The following is a 23,807-nucleotide window of genomic DNA, read 5'->3' on the forward strand; positions in this document are numbered from 1 at the left end:
AGTTAAAATCCTACTTCAGCAGTTCGATTAATCGCGTTATAACGACAGGTCGTTTGATGGCAACGCCAGATCGGCTATTGCCGGATTACTGTAAGCTAGGTCGAGTCGAAGCCCATCCGCAAGGCGAGTTACGGGGCGCATAAACTCAGCGTCTTCGATCTGCCAAGTGTGATTTGCAGTATTCGCATAGCGGACATGGACGAAATCGTAAGGATCCGCGGAATATATCTGTCGACCTTTTTCCAGCACTCCTTTAGTGAATCGCGAATCCGTACCCTGTCGCACCCGCTCAAACCGCTGATCATCAACTAAGCTTCGGCGCCAAAAAAGCGTGCCACCATGAACACGTGTAAAACCACGATTCTGCTTCTGCTCAAAACGAACGCCGAAAGCGTTCGCAGATTCCACGTAGCAAAAATGCATGGCCTTGCCAGTCAAAGCGACATTCGAAAGATCGGAGTGTTTTAGAGCTAGTTCAGCATTGCGTATATAGTCAGGTCCGTAGTGATCGTCATCGTCAATCTTCGCACATAGATCTGTTTGGCAGTGATCAAGTGCCAAGTTTAAACCATCAGCAAGAAAGGTTTCTTTGTCAGTAATCTGAAGCACTGTGAGGTTCTTCAGCCCGGCAAGTTCACGCCTTACCGTTTCCGTATCGATATGGAATCCGTGAATCACATAAATAACTCGCAAGTCGGGATGAGTCTGCTGCTGCAAGTTGAGCAGAACCTGCGGAACAAATTCGCCGCGTCGAGATACGCAGATCGCAGTAACAGGCTCGAAATTCGACGCCACTGAAGCGCTTTGAGAGTTTCGAATTATATGACCTAAAGGAACCGCCATAATACTAGGCGCACGAAAGCATCGTTTTGCTATTGGGGGAAACGCTAATCGCATGGACCTCCCAGCGGATAACTCACGTTTGTGCCATGCCCTCCAAGAGGCCGCATATTCAGCTCTAGGTTTAGACACTCCCGACTCAGGACTAACACCTAGTTCGGGGTGTCCGGTTAGACTGTCTTCGTGCTCAAGGCAGAGCATTCCTATTTGTCGGAACTCACAGAACTCACTCCCCAGAAGTCGCTCCGCGCGGTCGATAGTCTCGCTGTCAGCGCCAAAGCGCACACAGTCCCAAGAACCAAGCTCAGATTGAAAAAAACTGCGTTCACAAAGCAGCGAAACGGAGGACTTCCGAGTGACTCCATCCCGCGAAAACTTAGCTTTCTCGCCAACACGCACAAACCTACCTTGTAGATCCAAGCGAGCCATCTCAGTAATGCTGGCACGTGGCCTAGGGTTCGCTGCCATCATGGCGTTGTAATGATTTTCCAGGCGTTGTGGTAGAGCCCAATCATCAGCATCATGTCCCGTTATCCAGTCACCGGCCGCCTGCATAAGAGCAATATTTTTGGACACATAGGGCCCGACATTGACTTTATTTCGGAAAATTTTAACCCGACAATCTATCGCAGCAAGATCCAACAACACTGACCAAGTCCCATCCGCTGAACAGTCATCAACTATTAACAGCTCTAGATTGCGCCACGTCTGGTTCAGAATCGACTCAGCAGCCCTGCGAACAGTTCGCTCTGAGTTCCATACAGGCATGATTATCGAGATCAACGGTCCGTCCATTACTGGAGGAAGTGGATCTGAGGCTAATCGATCAAATATATTACCCTTGCCATCCAGCCGAATTGGCGCCGCATTAAACTCCGCGAGATACCCATTCAGTTGGTTCAGCCAGCCTTCCTCATCACCAGCAGCAATGGCCGCATTCGCGCGCAAAACATGGACTGTGTACGCCAGCTCAATTGGCAGGTGAGATTCAGCAAGCGAAATAGCAAGGGCATGATCGCCAGCTTTTGCGATCTCGTTTGCATTCAGCAAGACACGATCAGGATTAGACATGTCAGGGTTGAAATTTGTAGGTAGTTTGACTTTAGGCTTGCCCAATCGTCCAGAGGGGTCTTGGTACTCTACAATGATCGGATTACCGCTAGCTGCATGGCGCTGCATAACCCGATACATAGCCAAGGGCATTTTCACCCAGCTCTTTAGGCGGCGAGTACGACGGTAGAATGAAAGACCAAGTTGGTAAACTAAAGACTGGTAAACAAGTTTGTGGCGCTTGCTAAGCGCGGTTAACTGAGCCTTCAGGTCATCGCGATCACGGGTAACAACGTCTAGCTTCTCTAGGAGGCGGGCTTCAAGCTCCTCGCGGAGTGCGGCCTCCCGTTCCTGTAGGGCCAACATCTGTAAACTAAACTGTTTCTTATCTGCAGTGGAGTTAGCAATCGCAGTATTGAGTTCACTCTCAACTTGCCGTTTTAGCTGATGTAGGCTTTTTTCTCGCAAACGGTAAAAAGCATCAACCAGAGCCTTAGCCTTTACATCACTATTATCGACTGTCATTCCGTTCAAAGCACTCTCTACAGCCAGAGCAACTTCCTGAGCAACTGTAGCGCTTATACCGTTAGTAAAGGCTTTTTCGCCATCTTCTAACTCGGGCGAGTTTTGCACAGGATAAAACAGCGCAGGGGCGTGACGCACATTGCTGAGCATTTTATGCGAATAGTTACCCCCCATAAAATCAATCCACCGCACAAGAGTCTCTTGCTCTTCTACCCGGTCGCCGTCATCCAACAGAACAATCGTTGAGGCCGAGAAGTACTTACGCAACTGAACCACAGCAGGATAACGAGCATGGTGATTTGTCGCAGCGGGCGGCCCATCAACCAAAAGAAAGTCTAGTTGTTTTGGTCCGATCATATTTTCAATCAAATCGTAAGGGAGACCATACCAACGGTAGGTTTGATCACCAATTTTGAGTTCTTCAAGCGGTGCGTATATCAGATCGACATAATGTTGAAGATCGCAAGCCTCTAACAAAGCGCGCGTTTTCTCAAAATATACATAATTATGCTCGAACGACAGGAAGCGTCCCTTGCCCAAACGCTTAATCGCAGATGCGATAACAAGAGTCGATGTGCCTGAGCCGAGCTCGATTATTTTACGTGGTTGTTCGTTAATGACATGCTGGAACAGCCACCATGCAAACTCCGGCGAAATAGACCAACCATCCATAGCCGCTAAAGGTTCGGGCTTATCAAAAACGTGCTGCATCAGCAACTGCTGGTATAAAGCATCCAGTCGAATATTAACTACGGACTCACGAAATCCCTTCTGAAAAGAACTACGTAATTTTTCGAACTGTTTACTTATATCCTGACCAGCCATAACAGAGCCTCTGATGTATACGCAATAAAGCCCGCAATCGGAAACGAAAGCTGGCTAAAAGTGGTGCATTTAAGCTTTAACGATATTCTCAGCTGGATCCAAATAGCGTCCGCGCGAGTCGACAATCAGCTGTGCGTTAGCTTTGAGCATGTCGTAATCAACACTGTCGTGGTCAGTGGCGATCAGTACGCAATCGAAGCTAGCAACTGCTTCAGGCGTCAGCTCAACACTGCTGAGATCGAAGTGATGCTCGCGCATATTAGGAAATGTAGGCACATGGGAGTCGCTGTATTGCACATCCGCCCCCAGATCACGTAAACGCTCCATGATGAATACCGAAGGTGATTCACGCATATCATCAACGTTTTTCTTGTAGGCGATACCCAACACTAACACACGGCAGCCGTTAACCGATTTTTTACGCAGGTTCAGCGCCGCGCCAAGCTTGCTGACCACGTAGTCTGGCATTGCCGAGTTAACCTCACCCGCCAGCTCGATGAAACGCGTGTGCAGGCCATACTCACGGGCTTTCCAGGTGAGATAGAACGGGTCAATCGGAATGCAATGACCGCCCAAACCGGGCCCTGGGTAGTACGGTACAAAACCGAATGGCTTAGTCGCTGCTGCGCGAATAACTTCGTGTATATCGATACCCATCTTGTCAGCAACGATTTTCATCTCATTGACAAGGCCGATGTTGACGGCGCGGTGGATGTTTTCCAGCAGCTTGGTCATTTCAGCAGCGCGGGTGCTCGATACCGGAACTACACGATCAATCACTTGGCCGTAGAGAGCCATACCGACTTCTTGGCAGGCTTCGGTGTCGCCGCCACACACTTTAGGAATGGTGCGAGTGGTGAAGTTAGGGTTACCCGGGTCTTCACGCTCCGGCGAATAAACCAAGAATACGTCTTCGCCAACTTTCAAACCGCGGGAGGCAATGCGCGGCAGCAACTCTTCATCCGTTGTGCCTGGGTAGGTGGTGCTCTCAAGCGACATCACTTGGCCGGCGCGCATGTACGGAATCAGCGAGTCGGTGGTGTCCAGTACAAAGCTGAGGTCGGGCTCACGGTACTTATTGAGCGGGGTCGGCACGCAAAGAACCAGCGCATCAACGTCACTGGCACGCGTAAAGTCAGTGGTAGCTTCAAAGCCTTGGCTAATAGCGCGAGCAATGGACTCAGCAGAGATGTGCTCGATATAGCTGGTGCCTTTAGCAAAGTGGTCCATCTTGGACTGGTCAATATCAAAACCGACCACTTTGTAACCGACCTCAGCGTAGCGTAGCACCAGTGGCAGGCCAACATAGCCCAAGCCAACGATACCGATGACGGCTGACTTATTGTTCAACTTCTCTAGAAGTATTTGTTTCACGTACTTGCTCCACATTCGATTACTTATGAATTCAGCCGCAGTTATGCAACGATAACGCATGCATCATGCCGCGCGTATCCAGTAGCCGCTGCGATAGACCTAATGTAATTTTCTGATCCTTGAACTCACTGTGGTCGACCAAGACCAATAGAACATCTGCACATTTAGCTTCCGCAAACCCCACCAACGGTACATTGATTTCTTGTAGTTCTGTCGGCACTAAGTCTATGTGCGGCTCGACAGCCAGCACTTGCCCTGGGTATTGCTGACCCAAGGACAGAGTTATAGCCATTGCAGGGCTTTCTCGCAGGTCATCAACACCTGCTTTGAAGGCCAAACCGAAACACGCGATTTTGATCGTCTTTGGCTCTCGCCCCGTCAACTGACAGATCTCAGCAACAGCAGCGTTTACCTTGTTAACCACCCATTCTGGTTTACCGTCATTGACTTGGCGCGCCACCTTTATCAAGCGCGCCTCTTCCGGGGCTTGGCTGACAATAAACCATGGGTCAACTGCAATACAGTGGCCGCCGACTCCCGGTCCGGGGTGAAGTATATTGACCCGAGGGTGAAGATTGGCTAGCCGAATTAACTCCCAAACGTTTATTTTGAGCTTGTCACAAATAACTGACAGCTCGTTAGCATAGGCAATATTCACATCTCTGAAGCTGTTTTCGGCAAGCTTGCACATTTCTGCAGTGCGTACATCGGTGATGATGCACTCACCTTCAACAAAGGTTTGGTAGAGTTGCACCGCTGCAGCTGAACACTTAGCGGTCAACCCGCCAATAATCCGGTCGTTCTCGACGAGCTCGCGCAACACATGACCTGGCATTACCCGCTCGGGGCAATGCGCAATGCGAATATCTGACTCTTCGCCGTGGGTCATGGGAAAGCTCAAATCTGGTCTGGCATCGGCAAGCCACTCAGCCATCTGCTCGGTAGCGCCAACCGGTGAGGTTGACTCCAACACAACGAGATCACCTTGCTTCAAAAACGGCGCAATACTCTTGCTTGCCGCCTCGATATAACCCAGATCGGGCTCGTGGTCTGCTTTAAATGGAGTCGGAACGGCAATCAGGAATGCATCAGCGGCTTCTGGCTGAGTTGTCGCGCGCAAATAGCCCGCAGTGACTGCAGCGCAAACAATAATGTCGAGTTGCGGCTCGATGATGTGAATTTCACCCCGATTGATTGTGTCGACAGCATGCTGGTTGATGTCGACACCAATGACGTTTTTTCTTCTAGTAGCAAACACTGCAGCAGTGGGAAGACCAATATAGCCCAACCCAATAACGGAAATTGTTTCGAAACTCATGCTGCATCCTTGGTCGTATTTTTTTTGCTCAAGCTGGCAAGGGCCTCACAGATCCTTGCGCAGGCTTTACCATCGCCATACGGATTAGAAGCAAAACTCATCTCGCGGTAAATATTTTTATCAGTCAGTAACAGGCGAAGATGGCTAATGATTGATTCAACTTCGGTGCCAATCAATTTCACCGTGCCCGCTTCCACGGCTTCAGGTCGCTCAGTGGTGTCGCGCATCACCAGTACCGGCTTACCAAGCGCCGGAGCCTCTTCCTGAATTCCGCCGGAATCAGTAAGAATCAAGTAGGAGCGGCTCATCAGATAAACAAATGGCAGATAATCAAGCGGTTCAATCAAATGAATATTTGAAACACCCGCCAACAGACGATTCACCGGCTCGCGTACATTGGGATTCAAATGCACGGGGTAAACTATTTCAACATCAGGAAAGGCTTTTGCAGTTTCCACCAAGCCCAAACAAATACGCTCGAAACCACCACCAAAGTTTTCTCTACGATGACCCGTGACCAATATAATTCGGTTGCCGGAAGGCAGGAAGCTGAACTGCTCATTAAATTGAGCCTGCAGTGGTGACGCTGGATTATTCAGTTTCTCGACCACGCCCAACAGTGCATCAATAACTGTATTGCCTGTGACGAGTATGGATTCAGGATTAACACTCTCTTTAAGGAGGTTCTGGCGAGCTGTCTCTGTAGGAGCGAAGTGCATCGCTGCCAAGGCACCGGTCAGCTTGCGATTTCCCTCTTCTGGCCAGGGAGAATAAAGATTGTAGGTTCTCAGTCCTGCTTCTACATGCGCTACCGGGATTTGCTGATAGTAGGCAGCCAGAGTTGCCGCGAAGGACGTGGCCGTATCGCCATGCACCAACACAACATCTGGCTTGAATTCACCAAGGACGGCCTTCATCCCTTGCAGAATGGCTGTGGTTACATCAGTTAGATCTTGGCCAGCCTTCATAATGTTCAAGTCGTAATCAGGGACAAGCTCAAATAGTTCGAGCACCTGATCAAGCATGTGTCGGTGTTGGCCGGTAACGCAAACACGTGAAGTGAATCGATAGTCTTTTGCAAGAGTGAGCGCAAGCGGCGCCATTTTGATAGCTTCGGGTCGAGTTCCGAAAACACACAGGGTTTTGAGCATCATAGATATTTGACCCAGAAAATCATGAAAAGGAGTCGAGATGGGGCGGCGCAAAACCGATGAATTGTACTGATATGTCAATATTTTGAATATGATCTTCGTCAAGAAGATCAACGCTATAGCACCAAGATCAAAATAATCACTCGACTGGCATTCAGTGAAAAGACATAAATATCTGACTGTTATGACCTCAACCCCCGCCCCGACAGCCCTTATTTCTTAAGCAACTCTCTAGAAGTGCCAAGAAAGTTTACAAAATCAACTTAGAGCCAAAGGAGCCCCTACATGAGCACCACCCACCCACTGGCAGGCAGCCAGGTTCTGCCGGCAATGCTGGTCGATGTGCCGCGACTGGTCAGCGCCTATTACACCGGCCAGCCGGATCCGGTAGTCAGCGCCCAGCGCGTGGCGTTCGGCACCTCGGGACATCGCGGCTGCGCTTTTGACCTGAGCTTCAACGAGTGGCACGTGCTGGCGATAAGTCAGGCGATCTGCGAATACCGCCAGGCACAAGGCATCAACGGCCCGCTGTTTCTCGGCATCGATACCCATGCCCTGTCGACGCCGGCCAGTGCCAGTGCCGTCGAAGTGCTGGCAGCCAATGGTGTCGAACTGATGCTGTCGCTGCAGGATGAGTACACGCCAACGCCGGCGGTCTCCCACGCCATCCTCTGTTACAACCGCGGGCGCAGCAGCGGCCTGGCCGATGGCATCGTCATCACCCCCTCGCACAATCCGCCGGAAAGCGGCGGCTTCAAGTACAACCCGCCCAACGGCGGGCCGGCGGACAGCGATATCACCCGCTGGATCGAGACGCGTGCCAACCAGCTGCTTGCCAGCGGACTTGCCGGGGTCAGGCGCATCAGTCTGGCCAAGGCTCTGCGTGCCGACACCACCCACCGCCACGACTACCTGCACAGCTATGTCGGTGATCTGCACAATGTCATCGACATGCAGGCGATTGCCGGTTCCGGGCTGCGCCTGGGCGTCGATCCGCTGGGTGGTGCGGGGGTGCACTACTGGTCGGCCATCGCCGAACACTACAACCTGGACCTGCAGGTGGTGAACCAGCAGATCGATCCGACCTTTCGCTTCATGAGCCTGGACTGGGACGGCCGCGTGCGCATGGACCCCTCCTCGGCGTACGCCATGCACAGCCTGATCGGCCTGAAAGATCGCTTTCAGGTAGCTTTTGCCTGCGACCCGGACCATGACCGCCACGGCATAGTCACGCCGGGTATGGGCCTACTGCAGCCGAACAACTACCTGGCCGTCGCTATCGACTACCTGTTCCAGAACCGTCCGCAGTGGCGCGCCGATGCCGCCATCGGCAAGACCGTAGTCAGCAGCGGACTGATCGACCGGGTCAGCCGGAAACTCGGCCGGCGCCTTTATGAAGTGCCGGTGGGCTTCAAGTACTTTGCCGCCGGTCTGTTCGACGGCTCCCTCGGCTTTGGCGGCGAAGAAAGCGCCGGCGCTTCATTCCTGCGTCGTGATGGCACAGTGTGGAGTACCGACAAGGACGGCCTGATCGCGTCGCTGCTGGCGGCAGAAATGACTGCCATCACCGGCAGCGATCCTGGCGCGCGCTACCAGGCGCTGGCACAGGAACTCGGCGAGCCGGTGTCGACCCGCATCGATGCCGCTGCCACGCCCGAACAGAAGCAGCAATTGGGCAAGCTGGCACCGGCGCAGATCCGCTCCACCGAACTGGCCGGGGAAAGTATCCAGAGCATCCTCAGTCATGCGCCAGGCAACGGCGAGGCCATCGGCGGGCTGAAAGTGAGCACCGCCAACGGCTGGTTCGCTGCCCGCCCTTCCGGCACCGAGAACATCTACAAGATCTACGCGGAAAGCTTTCTGGGGCAGGCGCATCTGCAGCAACTGGTCGCCGAAGCGCAACAGATTGTCGATGCAGCTATTGCACCAACCGCTGGCTAAGGACTGGAAAATTCAAGTTCCTGAGCAAAGCGGTTGCCTATATCAGCGCTTGGGCAGGCGTGACTGCAGCATCGGGTCATCCGGATTGATCTCCCAGATGTCGCCGACCACCTGCTGGATCAATGCGGCATCGCGGGTTTCCTGGGCATAGTTGAGCAGCGCCATGCTGGCATTGCGGTTCTGCGGCTGGCGCTTGAGCATCGCCTGCAACTGGGCAATTGCCGCCTCGCGCTGGCCGCTGTCGTGCAGGGCAATGGCCAGTACATAGCCGTATTGCGGGTTCTCCGGCGCCAGCTCGGCAGCCTTGGCAAACGCCTTGATGGCCGCCGGATAATCGCCACTGCGCACCAGCGCAAGTCCTTCGGCGTGATACAGCAGGGCCTCGTCCGGGTTGCGCTGCAAGGCGTCAGCCAGCAGTTGCCGGGCTTCCTGCGGATTGTTCTGTTCCAGCAGTTGCGACAGGCTGACCAGCGCCGGCAGGAAGTCCGGATCGCGCTGCAGGGCAGCACGCAGGCTGGCCTCGATCTGCGCATTGCGCCCGCTGATCTGGTACAGGCTGGCCAGGTTCATGTTGGCTTCGCCGCGTTCCAGCAGCTGCAACTGTACCTGTTCATATTCATCCAGAACCTGCTGCCAGAAGGCCGGCGTCAGGTTCTGCCGTGCCTCGGGCGGTTGCTGGGCCAGCTCCCAGGTGGCGGCCAGACGCACCGCCAGCACCGGATCGCGCAGCAGTGCCGGCAGCAACTGGCCGATCTGCTGCGGCGCGGCCATGCCCGGCAAGGCACGTACGGCGGCTTCGCGCACCTGGGGGTCGGGGTCCTTGAGAGCACTGCTGATCTGCTTCAACGCCGGTGCCGAGGGATAACTGGCCAACTCGGTAAGCAGTGCGGCTCGGCGCAGGGCTGGCAGATCGGTGCGCTGCAACTGCGTCAACAAGCCGCGCGCGGCGCCACTGGAGCCACGCCGCGCCGCATCCAGCGCTACGGCATAGCCACCATCGTGCGGTTTGGCAGCCGGATACCAGGCATTGAACTGTTCGATCAGCCGTGCGGATTTGGTTTCCCGGTGGCAACCCTGACAGGCATCCGGCGTTCCCAGAGCGGCAGACTGGGCAGGATTGGGCACGCTAAAACTGTGATCGTGACGGAAATCATTACCCATGTAGAACTTGCCCGGCATGTGGCATGCAGTGCACTGCGCGGCCGCACTGCCGGCCGGGTGATGGGTGTGCGCCGGACTGTCGTAATCCCTGGCTTGCAAGCCTGCCCCGTCGACACCAGGCACCGCGGTCTTGCCGGCCGGATTGTGGCACTGGGTACACACCGCATTACCTTCCAGCTTCAGCTTGGTGCTGTGCGGGTTGTGGCAGTTGGTGCAGGCCACGCCCTTGGCGAACATCTTGCTCTGGGTGAAGGAGCCGTACTCGAACACTTCGCCCTTGATCCTGCCGTCCACCTCGTATTGCGTCGAGGTCAGATCACTGGGCAGGTAGTCGTCGAGCAAAGCGGCGGAATGCTGATAGCCATCACCCAGCGGGCTGCGCAGTGCATGGCAGCGCGCACAGACCTGTACCTGACCACGGTTGTCGGTCTTGCTCAGCAATGGCTGCTCAAAACCTTTTGCAGACGCATTCTGCTCGCCTTTTTCTGCCCAGGCCAGGTGCCCGGAAGCCGGGCCATGGCAGCTCTGGCAACCCACGCCAAGGGCCTGCCAATGGCTGGCAAAACTGTTGTTTTTCGCGTCGAAGTTGCGCTTGAAGCCGGTGGTGTGGCACTCGATGCACATGTAGTTGGCATTCTGCGCAGTCTTGGTCCAGTGCAGCGGGTCACTGGCATCGATGCCCTGACCGGGGTACAGATGGAACCAGGCCTGCTTTTGCGTATCCCAGGCCACGCCGAGGGGTTGCAGATGGCCGCCGGGCAGTTCCAGCAGGTACTGCTGCAGCGGCTCCAGGCCGAAGGTATAGGCCACCTTGAAGTCCGCCGGCTGCCCGTCCGGGCCGGGCGTATTGACCCAGAAAGCATCGTCCTTGCGGAAGAAGCGCGTGGTTTCCTTGTCGCTGCTGAAGGTCACATCATTGAAGTCACCCAGCACCGTTTGCGCGTTCGGCTCCTGCATCGCCAGATGATGGTGCGAGCCTTGCCACTGTTTGACCGGCTCCGCATGGCAGCCCTGGCAAGCCTGCTCATCGACCATTTCCAGCGGTTGCGGGCTGGCTGGCGCTACATGCACCGGGGTCTGCGGCGACGATACGGGCATAAACCAACCCGGCTGGGCCCACCAGGCCAGGCTCACCAGCAAGAGCAGCAGCAGGCCTGTTGGCAGCAACCAGCCACGCCACGCAGGCTTTACCGGTGTACCACTGGAAACAGACGGGGAAACAGTGCTCTGGGGGTTCTTGCGTTTGTTCTTTGACATCGGAAGCCTTGGCTGCAACGGTTGCGGCGGGGTTCAGAGCATCGCGAGCGGCACGCCATACGTCAACCCGAAATTGCACGGCAGGCTGCTGGCAGCTGCTCCGCAGCTAATTGCCGGACATAAAAAACCGGGGCCGTGGCCCCGGTTTTTGCTATTGCAGTGACAACCCGGAGTTACTCTTGGGCGGGGTTGTTCTGCGGTTTGATTTCCTGCATGGCCTCCATCACCTTGCTCAGGTTGAAACTGCCGGGCTTCATGCGCGGCGGAAACTCCTTGAAGCTCTGCATCCACTGCGCCACATAACCGGCGGACGGAGCGATCAGGAACATGTGATCGACAAACCAGGCGTTGTAGCCCATACCTTCTTCGCGTGCCCGCTCGAAGGGATCCATACGCAGGTTGGCCAGAATCGGTGCACGCAATTCGGCGAACGGCTCGATCCAGACATTCAGACCATGGGCCTTCTGCACCAGAAAGGTGGTTTTCCAGTCGCCCAGACGCAAGGCCGCCACACTGCCATCATCCGTCCAGTAGATGAACTCCTTGCGTGGCCACTCCCCTTCACCCTTGAGCGCCGGCAGCAGGTTGTAACCATCCAGATGCACCTTGTAGGTGGTGCCGCCGACATTCTTGCCCTTGAGCAGTTCTTCCTTGACGTTCGGCTCACCGGCTGCAGCCAGCAGGGTGCTGAGCATGTCTTCGTGGGAGCCGATGTCGTTGATGATGGTGCCGGGCTTGATCACCCCGGGCCACTTGATCAGTGTCGGTACGCGATAGCCACCTTCCCAGTTGGTGTTCTTCTCGCCACGGTAGCGGGTGGAGCCGCCATCCGGCCAGCTCATGGTCTCGGCGCCGTTGTCGGTCGAGTACATGACGATGGTGTTATCCGCCAGACCCAGCTCATCAACCTTGTCCAGCAACTGGCCGACCATGGCGTCATGCTCGAGCATGCCGTCGGCATAGATGCCGTAGCCGGACTTGCCTTCCGACTCAGGCTTCAGGTGGGTCCAGATATGCATACGGGTTGAGTTCCACCAGAGGAAGAACGGCTTGTCGGCCTTGTGTGCGCGCTCCATGAAGTTCAGCGCCGCAGCGGTTACTTCCTCGTCAACGGTTTCCATGCGCTTCTTGGTCAGCGGGCCGGTATCTTCGATCTTGCCGTCAGCAGTGGACTTGATCACACCACGCGGGCCGAAGCGCTTTTTGAATGCCGGATCCTTCGGATAATCCGGATGCTCGGGTTCCTGCTCGGCATTCAGGTGATACAGGTTGCCGAAGAATTCGTCGAAACCATGGTTGGTCGGCAGCATCTCGTCGCGGTCACCCAGGTGGTTCTTGCCGAACTGGCCGGTCATGTAGCCCTCGGCCTTGAGCAGCCCGGCTATGGTCGGATCCTTCTTGTTGATGCCTTCCGGAGAGCCGGGCAAACCGACCTTGGTAAGGCCGGTGCGGATCGGCGACTGGCCGGTAACGAAAGCCGCGCGGCCGGCAGTACAGCTCTGCTGGCCATACCAGTCGGTGAACAGCGCACCCTCTTTGGCAATGCGGTCGATATTCGGCGTGCGGTAACCCATCTGGCCCATGTTGTAGGCACTGATGTTGTACTCACCGATGTCATCCCCCCAGATCACCAGAATGTTGGGCTTCTTGTCGGCCGCCTGGGCGGAGGCCAGCACGCCCAGACCAAGGCCTATGGCAAGGGCAACGTTTTTCAGTTTCATTGTCAGTCTTCCTCTTGCAGCTCTTTTTGAGCATGGATTATCTACTGTGTGTTCCGGTTACACCCGACAGGATAGACGGCATTTCCGGTCTTCAACAATTTTCAAGATTGTGCGCTGCGAATCATGTCCACTGCCTTTTCGGCAATCATGATGGTCGGCGCATTGGTGTTGCCACCGGTCACCGTGGGCATGATCGAGGCATCCACCACACGCAGCCCTTGCAGACCGTGCACCCGCAACTGCGCATCGACTACGGCCAGCGGGTCGGAAGCCGGACCCATCTTGCAGGTGCTGGTAGGGTGGTACTGGGTGTCGGCGCGAGCGCGGATGTCGGCGATGATGCCGGCGGTGTCATCACGCTGTACCGGGTACAGCATCTTGCCGCGCCATGGCTGCAGCGGGCTGCTCTGCAGGATGTCCATCTGCAGTTGCACGCCCTTGACCAGCAGATCCAGATCACGCTCGTCGGCGAGGAAGTTGGGGTCGATTTTCGGCGCCACCCGTGGATCGGCACTGGCCAGTTTGACCGTGCCGCGGCTATACGGGCGCAACACTTCGATATGGCAGGAAAAACCGTGGCTGGTGTGCAGCTTGCGACCGTGATCGTCGACCAGCGCCACCACGAACACCAATTGCAGGTCGGGCACGCTGACATCCGCCGCCGAGCGGACAAAGGCACCTGCCTCGGCGATCGAACTGGCAATCACTCCGGTACGCTGCTTGTGCCACTCATAGGCACCCTTGGCCATTTTCACCGTGCCGCGTGCCGAGATGCCGAAGGTATCGCTGTCACTGGGTGCGATATAACTCTGCACCTGATCGATATGATCCTGCAGGTTCTCGCCCACACCGGGCAGGTCATGTACGACCGGAATACCCAGCGCCTGCAGCTCCTTGGCCGGGCCGATACCCGACAACTGCAGCAGATGCGGCGAACCAAAGGCGCCGGCGCTGAGGATCACTTCGCGGCGCGCGCGCACTTCCTTCAACTCGCTGCCCTGATAGTAGGCGATGCCACGTGCGCGCTTGCCTTCCATGATGATCCTGGCCGACAACGCATGGGTCTTCACGCACAGGTTGGGCCGTGACAGGTTTGGCGTGAGGTAACCCTTGGCCGCGCTGCAACGCTCACCGTTCTTCTGTGTCACCTGGTAGAGGAACGAACCGAACTGATCAACGCCGTTGTAGTCGCGCGATTGTGGAATACCGTTCATCACCGCGGCATCGACAAAAGCCTTGCTCAGCGCGCTCGGGTTGCGCAGTTCGGCCACATTCAGCGGGCCGCCGGCCCCGTGGTACTCGCTCTCGCCGTGGGTCTCGTTGTTTTCCGCACGCTTGAAGTACGGCAGCACTTCATCGTAAGACCAGCCGGGATTGCCCAGGCTGGCCCAGTGATCGTAGTCCCAGCGGTTGCCGCGCACATAGAGCATGGCATTGATCGAACTCGAACCACCCAGGGTCTTGCCGCGCGGCTGATAACAGACGCGGTTGTCCATGTGCTTCTGTGGCACGGTATCGAACGCCCAGTTGTTGTAGGAGGTGGCGACCATGGCCACGAAGCCGGCCGGCGCATGGATAAATATGCTTTTGTCCGGCCCGCCGGATTCCAGCAGGCAAACCGACACCGCCGGATCTTCAGTCAGGCGGCTGGCCAGTACGCTGCCCGCCGAACCGGCGCCAACGATGACGTAATCGAATTCTTCGCTACTCACAGTGCACTCCTTTTTGTTATGTAAACTCGCATTAAGCACTATGACCCGGCACTGACCCGCCGGATCGTCGATGGTCAGCCGAAAAGCGGGAAACGGCGCTTCTTCGCCAGCCGGTCCATGCCGGCCTGGATACGGCTTTCGACTTCCGCATAGATCCGGTTGACGTAGTCCTCGTCATCGGCTTTTGCAGGGTCGCTATCAAGATAGATGGGCTCCAGCAACTCGGTACGGATTTTTGCCGGCAGCGGAATGTGCTGCAGCGGCAACAGATGCAAAGCTACACCGAAAGGCATGCTGAAGGTAATCGGGGCAACCTCGACGCGCATCCGCTCCTTGAGCTTGAGCAGTTTGGCCAGACCGCGCCCCTCGGAGAGCACGAACAGCGTGTCATGCCCGCCGATAGTGGCGACCGGCACGATGGGCACGCCACTGCGAATCGCCAGCCTGATGAAGCCCTTGCGCCCGCCGAGTACCGCCTGATCGCGCTTGGTCCATTTGCGGTACGCATCAACCTCGCCACCGGGCCAGAGAATCACATCATCGCCGCGCTGGAACGCCGCCTGAATACTTTCACCCGAGGGCGAAATAGTCCCCATACGACGAAAATATCGGCCGAGCAGCTTGTTCTGCATCAGCACATCATGGGCCGTGGCATGCAAGGTGCGTGATCCCTGAAAATGCCGCCACCAGGCCATGTTGACGGTCCAGGCATCCATTGTCAGCGGGCCGCCGGAGTGCACGCCAATCAGCAAGGAAGGCTGTGCCGGTAATTTATCCCAGCCAGCAATTTCCAGACGGAAGTAATACTGCATCAGCCAGTCCCATAGCCCTGCCTGCTTTTGCATCAGCAGCGGATCAGGCCCATACAGGCCTTCTGCGGCGCGAGCCGCAGTGGCTCTGCCGGGAGTACTTACTTTACGGGTAACCGGCTTCTTCGCCACAACCGCAGGTTTGCGGGTGACCGTCGCTGATTTTATTGCCTTGCTTTTCACCGCCTTAGTGGCCATTGGCCTACACCTCCGTGAAGGAGTAACTGGATTTTTGGAATGCACATTTTCAATGTGCATTGCACTGCCGTCCAATGCATAATCTTTAGATACTTAATGCACAGGACGCATGGCATGGATCTGAAGCGCATTCGTCACGCCCTGGCGCTGGCCGAAGAAATGAATTTCATCCGCGCTGCCGAAAAAGTGCACCTCAGCCAGCCGGCCTTCAGTCGCAGCATTCAGGCTCTGGAAAATGAACTGGGCTTACCGCTGTTTGATCGCAGCAAGCAGGGTCTGGCGATCACCGCAGTCGGCGCCCAGTTCCTCGCCCGCGCCAGACGCCTGGCCCATGAGGCACGCAATCTGGAGCGCGACATGGCGCTGACCCGTAACGGCGAAATTGGTCAGGTGAGCTTTGGTTTCGGCCCACTTCCGGCGGCCAGCATGGCGCCAAAATTACTGCAGCAGTTGCGCCAAGGACGGGCGGAATTCCGTGTTTCCTTGCTGGTGAACAATTCAGCGCATCTGCTGACCAGCCTGCTCAATGAGGAGATAGAGTTCTTCATCGCGGACACCCATGACATTCAGGCTGGCAGTGAAATAGCTGTAACCCCGCTGACCAGACAGCACGGCCCGTTTGTTTGCCGGGCAGGCCATCCGCTGCTGGCACTGGACAACCCGCAACTGCAGGATCTGCTGCCCTACCGCTTCGCCTCGCTGAACATTCCCAAAGACCACGCCGACCTGCTGCACCATGTGTTTGGCGTCGCGCCGGATCAGCCACTGCCGGTGGTGCTGGAGTGCGATGACATCAGCGTCCTGACCCAGGTTGTGTGCAATGAGGAGCTGATCCTGATCATCTCGCACGCAGCTGTCGCCAGAGAGATAGCTGCCGGACTGTTGTGCCCGCTGCAGGTGGATGGCATGCCGCCGCTGTTTGCCGAAATGGGTATCGTGCAATTGCGCGGCAGGACACTGTCGCCCGCTGCGCAGCTGGTTATTGGCACGCTGCAGGAACAGATACTGATTGATCAGGTTGCAAACTAGCTACGTAGAAGCCGCACAGTTCCCCTGATCGAATCCAGTCCCGGGCTGGCTGGCGATGCTCAGCACACTTCACAACATACAAGCATGCGCCTGACCGGAGCGGGAACGGCCAGCACCGGTGAACTGGCGCTTGCCTGCTGCAATTTCCCGGCTGGGGAAATGACCTGTCCCGCCTGGAGCCGGCAAGGGTCCATTTATTCCTGAACCGCCTCAGTCCATTGGCAGCGCGGTGATGCGCCCTACCGTGTCATCAGCTGAAAAATAGACCACGATGGTTGGCTGGGTATCGCCGCGGTTGTAAACCCATTGCTCGCCTTCCTTGCTGGTTGGCTCACCGCACCAGCTCAAAACGTCAGCCTTGGCTGCTCCGGTTTCAACCAGATTGGTGCCACAGCGCAAATCGGTATCCGTGCCGTCTTCGGCAAACGATGGAGTAGCTGCCAGCAGTGCTGCGAGCGGCAACAGAAAATGCAAAGCTTTCATGGGAGATTCCTTGTTCTCGGTTTGGCACGCCCGCAGGATGCAGGTCAGCCGTTCAGCGTAATGCGCCACCGATTTCAAGATAGTCAAGCGCGCAACAACTTGCAGCGGCAAGCGCTGGGAAAAAACCAGGCCCGCCGCCCAATCCGGGCGAGTGAACATCAGCGCCATAAACATCCGGCTATTTATCCGGCTATTGATTGCGAATTCATCCGCCAGATCAGCTAGGGTCATTAGCTGACCACCAGCCCCGGACACTCAGGAGACCCCCATGGCCCGTGCAGAATCGATCCCGCGCGACAAGGACAACAACTACAGTGAAGAACAGGCCAGACGCCGGCGTACCTTCATCACCGAAAAAACCGGCGCCGAACTGCCCAGCCTCGCCAGCTACAGCATTGATCCGCAAGTGACCCAGGGCAATATCGAGAACTTCATCGGCTGCGTACAGATGCCGCTGGGCCTGGCCGGACCGATACATATCACCGGTGAGCATGCGCGTGGCGACTTCTACATTCCCATGGCCACCACCGAGGGCACCCTGCTGGCCAGCTACAGCCGTGGCATGCGCGCCATCAGCGAAAGCGGCGGGGTGAAGACCACGGTGGTCAAGCATTCCATGCAGCGCGCCCCGGTATTCCTGTTCGCCGATGCAATGCAGGCCCGCGAATTCGGTGCCTGGCTGGTCAGCCGGTTCGACGCGATCAAGGCCGCCGCCGAAACCACCACGCGCAGCGGCAAGCTGTTCGAAATCGAGCAGTACCCGGTGGCCAACATGCTCTACACGCGCTTCTGCTACACCACCGGCGATGCCGCCGGGCAGAACATGACCAGCAAGGCGACCTTTGCCGCCTGCGAATGGATCAAGGCCAACCATCCGGATCAGCCACGCTACATCCTCTCCGGCGCCATCGACACCGACAAGAAACACTCGGCGATGAACATGATCCAGACCCGCGGCAAGCGGGTGATTGCCGAGTTCACCCTGAAGCGCGAAGTGGCCCGCGACCTGCTGCGCATCGATACCGCACAGCTCTATCGCTACCGGCAGATTGCCGCTGTCGGCGCCTTGCAGGCCGGCTCGGCCTACAGCGGCGCGCACGCCGCCAATGGCATTGCTGCGCTGTTCATTGCCACCGGTCAGGATGCCGCCAACGTGGCCGAATCCCACGGCGGCATCACCTACGGCCAGCTATTGGAGAATGGCGATTACTACTGGTCGGTAACGCTACCGGCGCTGATCTGTGCCACCCACGGCGGCGGCACCGGCCTGCCGAGCCAGCGCGAGTGTCTGCAGATACTTGGCTGTGTCGGCACCGGCAAAGCCGACAAGCTGGCGGAGATCATTGCTGCAGTGGTGCTGGCCGGCGATGTCTCGCTGACCTCGGCGGTGCTGGCCGGCGACTGGGTAAGCAGCCACGATGCCCTGGGACGCAACCGCTGAGGCACTCAGCCGTGGCCGTTGCGCAGATAGGCCAGCCAGTAGACGCCGGCCACCAGCAAGGTTCCCCCGACTATATTGCCTGCCGTAGCCGCCAGCAGATTGCCGGCGGCAGCGCCCGGGGAAATCGAGCTTTGCGCATCCAGCAGCATGGCAAAGGGTAAAAAGAACCAGTTGGCGATCGAGTGCTCGAAACCCAGCGCGACAAAGGCCATCACCGGGAAGATCACCGCAAGAATCTTGTCGGTGACACTGTGTCCACCCATCGCCAGCCAGACCGCCATGCACACCAGCGCATTGCACAGGATGCCGCGACTGAAGGTTTCCAGCAGGCTCAGCTCGCCTTTGCCACGGGCAATCGCCAACGCTGTTTCACCCACCGCGCCATTGCCCATGGCAGCGCTATCCGCCAGCAATACCAGCGCCACCGTGCCCAGACAACCGAGCACATTGCCCAGATAGGACAGCACCCAGTTACGCAGCAAAGCCCGTGAACTGATGCGCCTGCTGGCCCAGGCCATGGCCAGCAGGTTGTTGCCGGTAAACAGCTCGGCGCCTGCGACTATCACCAGCACCAGCCCCAGGCAGAAACCCAGTCCGCCGAGCAAGCGTGTGACACCAAAGCCCAGCTGGCTGTCGGTGATCACTACGGTGAACAACAGGGCTGCCAGTGAGATGAAGGCACCGGCCAATAACGCCAGCACAAAGACTGTCAGTGAGTCGGCATTGGCCTTGCTGACACCCATCGTCTCGATTTTCAGGGCAATTTCTTTCGGGGCATAGGCATCCATCGATGCAAGCGGATTGTCCACTCTTCAGCTCCTGGTTATGTGCATAGCAACCACTGTGCACCAGCCAGCAGCTTCAGCGCCAGTCCGCAGACCCGGGACAAACCTGTTCAGCCAGCCAACCACCCCGGGCGCAACAGGCAGGCTGCCTGATCTGCCTTCTGGCTGCCTGCGACTGCAGCAATCTACTCAGTCAACTTTCAGAACCAGTTTGCCAAGATTCTCGCCACTGAAGAGTTTCAACAGGGTTTCCGGGAAGGTCTGCAGCCCTTCGACAATGTCTTCCTTGCTCTTGATCTTGCCGCTGGCCAGCCAGCCACCCATCTCCTGTGCGGCCTCGGCAAAACGCGGCGCATAACTCATCACCACCATGCCTTCCATGCGCGCACTGTTGACCAGCAGGCTCAGATAGTTTGCCGGCCCCTTGACCGCCTGCTTGTTGTTGTACTGGCTGATCGCGCCACACAGCACCACCCGGGCCTTGTGCGCCAGCCGGGTGAGCACCGCGTCGAGGATGTCACCACCGACATTATCGAAATACACATCGACACCCTTGGGGCATTCGCGTTTGAGGCCGGCGCTGACATCTTCGTTTTTATAGTCGATGGCACCGTCGAAGCCGAACTCGTCGATCAGTGTTTTGCACTTGGCCGCACCACCGGCAATACCCACCACGCGACAGCCCTTGAGCTTGGCGATCTGCCCGGCAATGCTGCCAACCGCACCGGCCGCTCCGGAAATCACCACGGTTTCACCGGCTTTCGGCTGCCCCACATCGAGCAACGCGAAATAGGCGGTCATGCCGGTCATACCCAGCGCCGACAGATACAAGGGCAGCGGCGCGCGACTCGGGTCGACCTTGTAGAACCCTTTTGGCTTGCCCAGAAAGTAATCCTGCACGCCCAGTGCGCCGTTGACGTAATCACCCACGGCAAAGTCGGCATGCCTGGACGCGACTACCTTGCCGACGCCGAGCGCGCGCATTACCTCACCGATCCCGACCGGTGGAATGTAGGACTTGGCATCGTTCATCCAGCCACGCATGGCCGGGTCGAGCGACAGATATTCGTTGCGAACCAGAATCTCGCCTTCAGCGGGCTCGCCCACGGCAGTTTCTGCATAACTGAAGGTTTCCCGGTCAGGCAGACCCAGCGGGCGGCGGGCTAGCAGAAACTGACGGTTGATTTGCGCAGTCATGGAAAAATCTCCTGGATGGTTAGGCAGAAGTTGCCAACACTCTCTGATAGCCCTCTACACGCTTCAGGGCAAGTGTTTCCCTTCAAGCGAATAGCGGCGGATCGATACAGGTGATGCAATAAATTGCCGGTGGACGGCTCGTTCAATTTGCCCGCACCGCGCTGCTCTGCTAGTGTCGCGCCGGTTGCCCGAGCGCCGAGACCCTGCTGATGGCCCGCAAGAAAAGCACACCCGATTTCGAACAATCCCTGGCTGAACTGCAAGCGCTGGTAGAGCGCCTTGAGAATGGCGAGCTGTCCCTTGAGGACTCCCTGACCACCTTCGAGCAAGGCATCCGCCTCAGTCGCGAGTGCCAGACGGCGCTGCAACAGGCCGAGCAGAAAGTACAGATTCTGCTGGAACACGACGGCGAGCTGGCCGAGGCACCCTTCAGCCCGGATGCTGATGCATGATTGCAGGCTATCAACAGCGCTGTCAGGCCCGCGTCGATGCCGCTCTGGAACCGCTTTTCCACGCCCCACGCACAGACCTGCAACCGCTCTATGCCGCCATGCGCTACAGCGTGTTCAACGGTGGCAAGCGCATTCGCCCGCTGCTGGTCTATGCCGCCTGCGAGGCACTCGAAGGCCAACCGCAACAGGCCGATGCCGCCGCCTGCGCGGTCGAGCTGATTCATGCCTATTCACTGGTACATGACGATCTGCCGGCCATGGACGACGACGACCTGCGCCGCGGCCAACCGACCACACACAAGGCCTTTGATGAAGCCACTGCCATTCTCGCCGGTGATGCCCTGCAAAGTCTGGCGTTTGAAGTGCTGGCCGATCCGCAACTGAACGCCCACGAAGCCGAAACCCGCCTGGCCATGCTCGGCAGCCTCAGCCGCGCAGCCGGCCCGGCCGGCATGGTCGGCGGCCAGGCGATTGACCTTGGCGCAGTCGGCAAACAGCTCGACCAGCAGGCACTGGAACAGATGCACCGGCACAAAACCGGCGCGCTGATCGAGGCCAGCGTGGTACTCGGCGCCCTGGCCAGCGGCAAGGCCGATCCGGTCAGTCTGAAGGCCTTGCAGCGCTATGCCGCTGCGATCGGTCTGGCGTTCCAGGTGCAGGACGACATTCTCGACGTGGAAAGTGACACCGCGACGCTGGGCAAACGCCAGGGCGCCGATATTGCCAGAGACAAACCGACCTACCCTGCCCTGCTCGGCATGCCCGCTGCCAAGGCCTATGCACTCGAACTCTGCGAACAGGCGTTGCATGCCCTGCGTCCGCTGGGCAGCAGCGCGGAAGCGTTGCGCGATCTGGCGCGGTTTATCGTGCAGCGCCGCAGCTAGGGGCAAGACATAGCAAAAACGGGCGCTTGCAGCGCCCGTTTTGTTATTCCCTGTCAGTCAGCAATCCGCCAGCAGCGACGTTACTCTTCGTCAAACTGGTAGCTGCCCGGCGCCAGATTATCAAACCGCGTGTACTTGCCGAGGAAGGCCAGTTTGATCGCACCGATCGGGCCGTTCCGCTGCTTGCCGATGATGATTTCGGCAACGCCCTTGTACTCGGTTTCCGGGTTGTATACCTCGTCGCGGTAAACAAACATGATCACATCGGCGTCCTGCTCGATCGCCCCCGACTCACGCAAGTCGGAGTTCACCGGACGCTTGTTCGGTCGCTGTTCCAGCGAGCGGTTGAGCTGCGACAGCGCCACCACCGGACAATTGAATTCCTTGGCCAGCCCCTTCAGCGACCGGGAGATTTCGGAAATCTCGTTGGTGCGGTTTTCGCCGCCCTTGCCGCCCAGCTGCATCAGCTGCAGGTAGTCGACCATGATCAGCCCCAGTTCGCCGTGCTCGCGCACCAGGCGCCGGGTACGCGCACGCATCTCCGACGGCGAAATACCCGCCGTGTCGTCGATGAACAGCTTGCGGTCCTTGAGCAGATTGACGGCCGAGGTCAGCCGCGGCCAGTCGTCTTCATCGAGCCGGCCGTTGCGCACCTTGGTCTGGTCGATACGCCCGAGCGAGGAGATCATCCGCATGATCAATGAGTCGCCGGGCATTTCCAGCGAGTACACCAGCACCGCCTTGTCGCCGCGCAGTACCGCACTCTCCACCAGATTCATGGCAAAGGTGGTTTTACCCATCGAAGGTCGCCCGGCAACGATGATCAGATCAGCCGGTTGCAGGCCACTGGTCTTCTCGTCCAGATCGGTGAAACCGGTGCTGATGCCCGTGATGCCGCCGTCGCTGTTGAACAGGGTATCGATGCGGTCAATGGTCTTGGTCAGCAAATCGTTGACGAAGACCGGGCCGCCGGATTTGGGCCGGGCTTCGGCGATCTGGAAGATCATGCGCTCGGCTTCATCGAGCACTTCATTGCCGCTGCGGCCCTGCGGGGCATAGGCGCTGCTGGCGATATCGTTACTGACGCCGATCAACTGCCGCAACGTGGCGCGCTCGCGGATGATCTGCGCGTAGGCCTTGATGTTGGCCACCGACGGGGTGTTTTTTGCCAGCTCGCCCAGATAGGACAGACCACCAACCTGCGCCAGCTGGCCTTCCTTGTCCAGTTGCTCGGACAGGGTGACCACGTCAAACGGGTGATTGCGGTCCGCCAGCTTTTTAATCGCCCGAAAGATCAGGCGGTGATCATGCCGGTAGAAGTCGCCATCGGAGACCTGATCGAGCACCCGCTCCCAGGCATTGTTGTCGAGCATCAGACCACCCAGCACGCCCTGCTCCGCCTCGATCGAGTGCGGCGGCACCTTGAGCGCGGAAGTCTCCAGGTCGTATTGCTCGGGGATGCTGATATCGTTCATGGCTAGCTGATCCGTTCGACGGACGGGAATTACCGTGAAGTTCGTTCGACCCTGCGGACTGCTACAGCGTAAATACGCAACAGGAAGCAACGAGTATCGCGGCTAAAAATTCTGGACTGAAAAGACAACGGGCACGGCATCGCTTGCGCAATGACGTGCCCGATTGTCAACAGGCTGGC

General features: G+C 57.5%; 17 protein-coding genes. 5 read left to right on the forward strand and 12 right to left on the reverse strand.

The genetic code is table 11. From position 1 onward, the window contains the following. Positions 1–36: 36 nt before the first annotated feature. The 4 genes from BLT89_RS13270 to wecB all read right to left on the reverse strand — a co-directional run bounded on the left by BLT89_RS13270 (position 37) and on the right by wecB (position 7,086). Positions 37–3,240: a glycosyltransferase gene (locus BLT89_RS13270; RefSeq protein WP_090196266.1), complete on the reverse strand. Its 3,204-nt coding sequence runs from the start codon at positions 3,238–3,240 to the stop codon at positions 37–39. A 69-nt stretch (positions 3,241–3,309) separates the two neighbouring features. Continuing rightward, on the reverse strand, positions 3,310–4,614 hold the full coding sequence (locus tag BLT89_RS13275; protein WP_090196269.1) for a nucleotide sugar dehydrogenase: 1,305 nt from the start codon (positions 4,612–4,614) through the stop codon (positions 3,310–3,312). A 31-nt stretch (positions 4,615–4,645) separates the two neighbouring features. Next, on the reverse strand, positions 4,646–5,932 hold the full coding sequence (gene wecC / locus BLT89_RS13280) for a UDP-N-acetyl-D-mannosamine dehydrogenase (RefSeq protein WP_090196272.1): 1,287 nt from the start codon (positions 5,930–5,932) through the stop codon (positions 4,646–4,648). Next, positions 5,929–7,086, reverse strand: coding sequence for a non-hydrolyzing UDP-N-acetylglucosamine 2-epimerase (wecB, locus tag BLT89_RS13285; protein WP_090196275.1), 1,158 nt, complete (start codon positions 7,084–7,086; stop codon positions 5,929–5,931). Before wecB ends, wecC begins: the two co-directional genes overlap by 4 nt. A gap of 282 nt (positions 7,087–7,368) precedes the next feature. Here wecB and pgm point away from each other — a divergent pair, with 282 nt between their 5' ends. Further along, positions 7,369–9,024 (forward strand): phosphoglucomutase (alpha-D-glucose-1,6-bisphosphate-dependent), encoded by a 1,656-nt coding sequence (gene pgm / locus BLT89_RS13290; protein WP_090196278.1) that lies wholly within the window; start codon positions 7,369–7,371, stop codon positions 9,022–9,024. A 42-nt stretch (positions 9,025–9,066) separates the two neighbouring features. On the opposite strand, the gene BLT89_RS13295 is transcribed toward pgm, so the two are convergent. From BLT89_RS13295 to BLT89_RS13310, 4 genes are all read right to left on the reverse strand, one after another. Continuing rightward, a complete protein-coding gene (locus BLT89_RS13295; RefSeq protein WP_090196282.1) occupies positions 9,067–11,442 on the reverse strand; it encodes a tetratricopeptide repeat protein in 2,376 nt (791 codons plus the stop codon). Between the two features lie 173 nt (positions 11,443–11,615). Further along, positions 11,616–13,163 carry an arylsulfatase gene (locus BLT89_RS13300; protein ID WP_090196285.1) on the reverse strand — a complete coding sequence of 516 codons (1,548 nt, stop codon included), beginning with the start codon at positions 13,161–13,163 and terminating at the stop codon, positions 11,616–11,618. A 101-nt stretch (positions 13,164–13,264) separates the two neighbouring features. Further along, a complete protein-coding gene (locus BLT89_RS13305; RefSeq protein ID WP_090196289.1) occupies positions 13,265–14,875 on the reverse strand; it encodes a GMC family oxidoreductase in 1,611 nt (536 codons plus the stop codon). A gap of 74 nt (positions 14,876–14,949) precedes the next feature. Continuing rightward, positions 14,950–15,720 carry a lysophospholipid acyltransferase family protein gene (locus tag BLT89_RS13310; protein ID WP_197673512.1) on the reverse strand — a complete coding sequence of 257 codons (771 nt, stop codon included), beginning with the start codon at positions 15,718–15,720 and terminating at the stop codon, positions 14,950–14,952. A 276-nt stretch (positions 15,721–15,996) separates the two neighbouring features. Between BLT89_RS13310 and BLT89_RS13315 the strand changes: the two genes are divergently transcribed. Beyond that, on the forward strand, positions 15,997–16,911 hold the full coding sequence (locus BLT89_RS13315; protein WP_172829133.1) for a LysR family transcriptional regulator: 915 nt from the start codon (positions 15,997–15,999) through the stop codon (positions 16,909–16,911). 210 nt (positions 16,912–17,121) lie between these two features. Here the strand turns inward: BLT89_RS13315 and BLT89_RS13320 are convergent, their stop codons facing one another. After that, positions 17,122–17,625, reverse strand: a complete 504-nt coding sequence (locus tag BLT89_RS13320; RefSeq protein WP_090196296.1) for a DUF2845 domain-containing protein — start codon at positions 17,623–17,625, stop codon at positions 17,122–17,124. 37 nt (positions 17,626–17,662) lie between these two features. Between BLT89_RS13320 and BLT89_RS13325 the strand changes: the two genes are divergently transcribed. After that, the gene (locus BLT89_RS13325; protein WP_090196299.1) at positions 17,663–18,835 is read left to right on the forward strand and encodes a hydroxymethylglutaryl-CoA reductase; all 1,173 of its coding nucleotides are present in this window, start codon (positions 17,663–17,665) and stop codon (positions 18,833–18,835) included. A 5-nt stretch (positions 18,836–18,840) separates the two neighbouring features. Here the strand turns inward: BLT89_RS13325 and BLT89_RS13330 are convergent, their stop codons facing one another. Together BLT89_RS13330 and BLT89_RS13335 are read right to left on the reverse strand one after the other, a co-directional pair. Next, positions 18,841–19,644: a formate/nitrite transporter family protein gene (locus BLT89_RS13330; RefSeq protein ID WP_231975022.1), complete on the reverse strand. Its 804-nt coding sequence runs from the start codon at positions 19,642–19,644 to the stop codon at positions 18,841–18,843. Between the two features lie 165 nt (positions 19,645–19,809). Continuing rightward, positions 19,810–20,817, reverse strand: coding sequence for an NADP-dependent oxidoreductase (locus tag BLT89_RS13335; RefSeq protein WP_090196302.1), 1,008 nt, complete (start codon positions 20,815–20,817; stop codon positions 19,810–19,812). 209 nt (positions 20,818–21,026) lie between these two features. Here BLT89_RS13335 and BLT89_RS13340 point away from each other — a divergent pair, with 209 nt between their 5' ends. Both BLT89_RS13340 and ispA read left to right on the forward strand, forming a co-directional pair. Beyond that, positions 21,027–21,269 carry an exodeoxyribonuclease VII small subunit gene (locus tag BLT89_RS13340; protein WP_090196305.1) on the forward strand — a complete coding sequence of 81 codons (243 nt, stop codon included), beginning with the start codon at positions 21,027–21,029 and terminating at the stop codon, positions 21,267–21,269. Further along, a complete protein-coding gene (gene ispA, locus BLT89_RS13345; RefSeq protein WP_090196309.1) occupies positions 21,266–22,153 on the forward strand; it encodes a (2E,6E)-farnesyl diphosphate synthase in 888 nt (295 codons plus the stop codon). The genes BLT89_RS13340 and ispA overlap by 4 nt, the downstream gene beginning before the upstream one ends. Before the next feature lie 80 nt (positions 22,154–22,233). Here ispA and dnaB read toward each other — a convergent pair whose 3' ends face one another. Further along, positions 22,234–23,628, reverse strand: coding sequence for a replicative DNA helicase (dnaB, locus tag BLT89_RS13350; RefSeq protein ID WP_090196312.1), 1,395 nt, complete (start codon positions 23,626–23,628; stop codon positions 22,234–22,236). Positions 23,629–23,807 lie beyond the last annotated feature (179 nt).

Origin of the sequence: Pseudomonas pohangensis (assembly GCF_900105995.1) — a bacterium.
Taxonomy (GTDB): domain Bacteria; phylum Pseudomonadota; class Gammaproteobacteria; order Pseudomonadales; family Pseudomonadaceae; genus Aquipseudomonas; species Aquipseudomonas pohangensis.

Coding starts and splice junctions, on each gene's coding strand:
- BLT89_RS13270 (WP_090196266.1), bottom strand. CDS start 3,240: ATGGCTGGTCAGGATATAAGTAAACAGTTCGAAAAATTACGTAGTTCT.
- wecC (WP_090196272.1), bottom strand. CDS start 5,932: ATGAGTTTCGAAACAATTTCCGTTATTGGGTTGGGCTATATTGGTCTT.
- wecB (WP_090196275.1), bottom strand. CDS start 7,086: ATGATGCTCAAAACCCTGTGTGTTTTCGGAACTCGACCCGAAGCTATC.
- pgm (WP_090196278.1), top strand. CDS start 7,369: ATGAGCACCACCCACCCACTGGCAGGCAGCCAGGTTCTGCCGGCAATG.
- BLT89_RS13295 (WP_090196282.1), bottom strand. CDS start 11,442: ATGTCAAAGAACAAACGCAAGAACCCCCAGAGCACTGTTTCCCCGTCT.
- BLT89_RS13300 (WP_090196285.1), bottom strand. CDS start 13,163: ATGAAACTGAAAAACGTTGCCCTTGCCATAGGCCTTGGTCTGGGCGTG.
- BLT89_RS13310 (WP_197673512.1), bottom strand. CDS start 15,720: ATGCAAAAGCAGGCAGGGCTATGGGACTGGCTGATGCAGTATTACTTC.
- BLT89_RS13315 (WP_172829133.1), top strand. CDS start 15,997: ATGGATCTGAAGCGCATTCGTCACGCCCTGGCGCTGGCCGAAGAAATG.
- BLT89_RS13320 (WP_090196296.1), bottom strand. CDS start 17,625: ATGACCCTAGCTGATCTGGCGGATGAATTCGCAATCAATAGCCGGATA.
- BLT89_RS13325 (WP_090196299.1), top strand. CDS start 17,663: ATGGCCCGTGCAGAATCGATCCCGCGCGACAAGGACAACAACTACAGT.
- BLT89_RS13335 (WP_090196302.1), bottom strand. CDS start 20,817: ATGACTGCGCAAATCAACCGTCAGTTTCTGCTAGCCCGCCGCCCGCTG.
- BLT89_RS13340 (WP_090196305.1), top strand. CDS start 21,027: ATGGCCCGCAAGAAAAGCACACCCGATTTCGAACAATCCCTGGCTGAA.
- ispA (WP_090196309.1), top strand. CDS start 21,266: ATGATTGCAGGCTATCAACAGCGCTGTCAGGCCCGCGTCGATGCCGCT.
- dnaB (WP_090196312.1), bottom strand. CDS start 23,628: ATGAACGATATCAGCATCCCCGAGCAATACGACCTGGAGACTTCCGCG.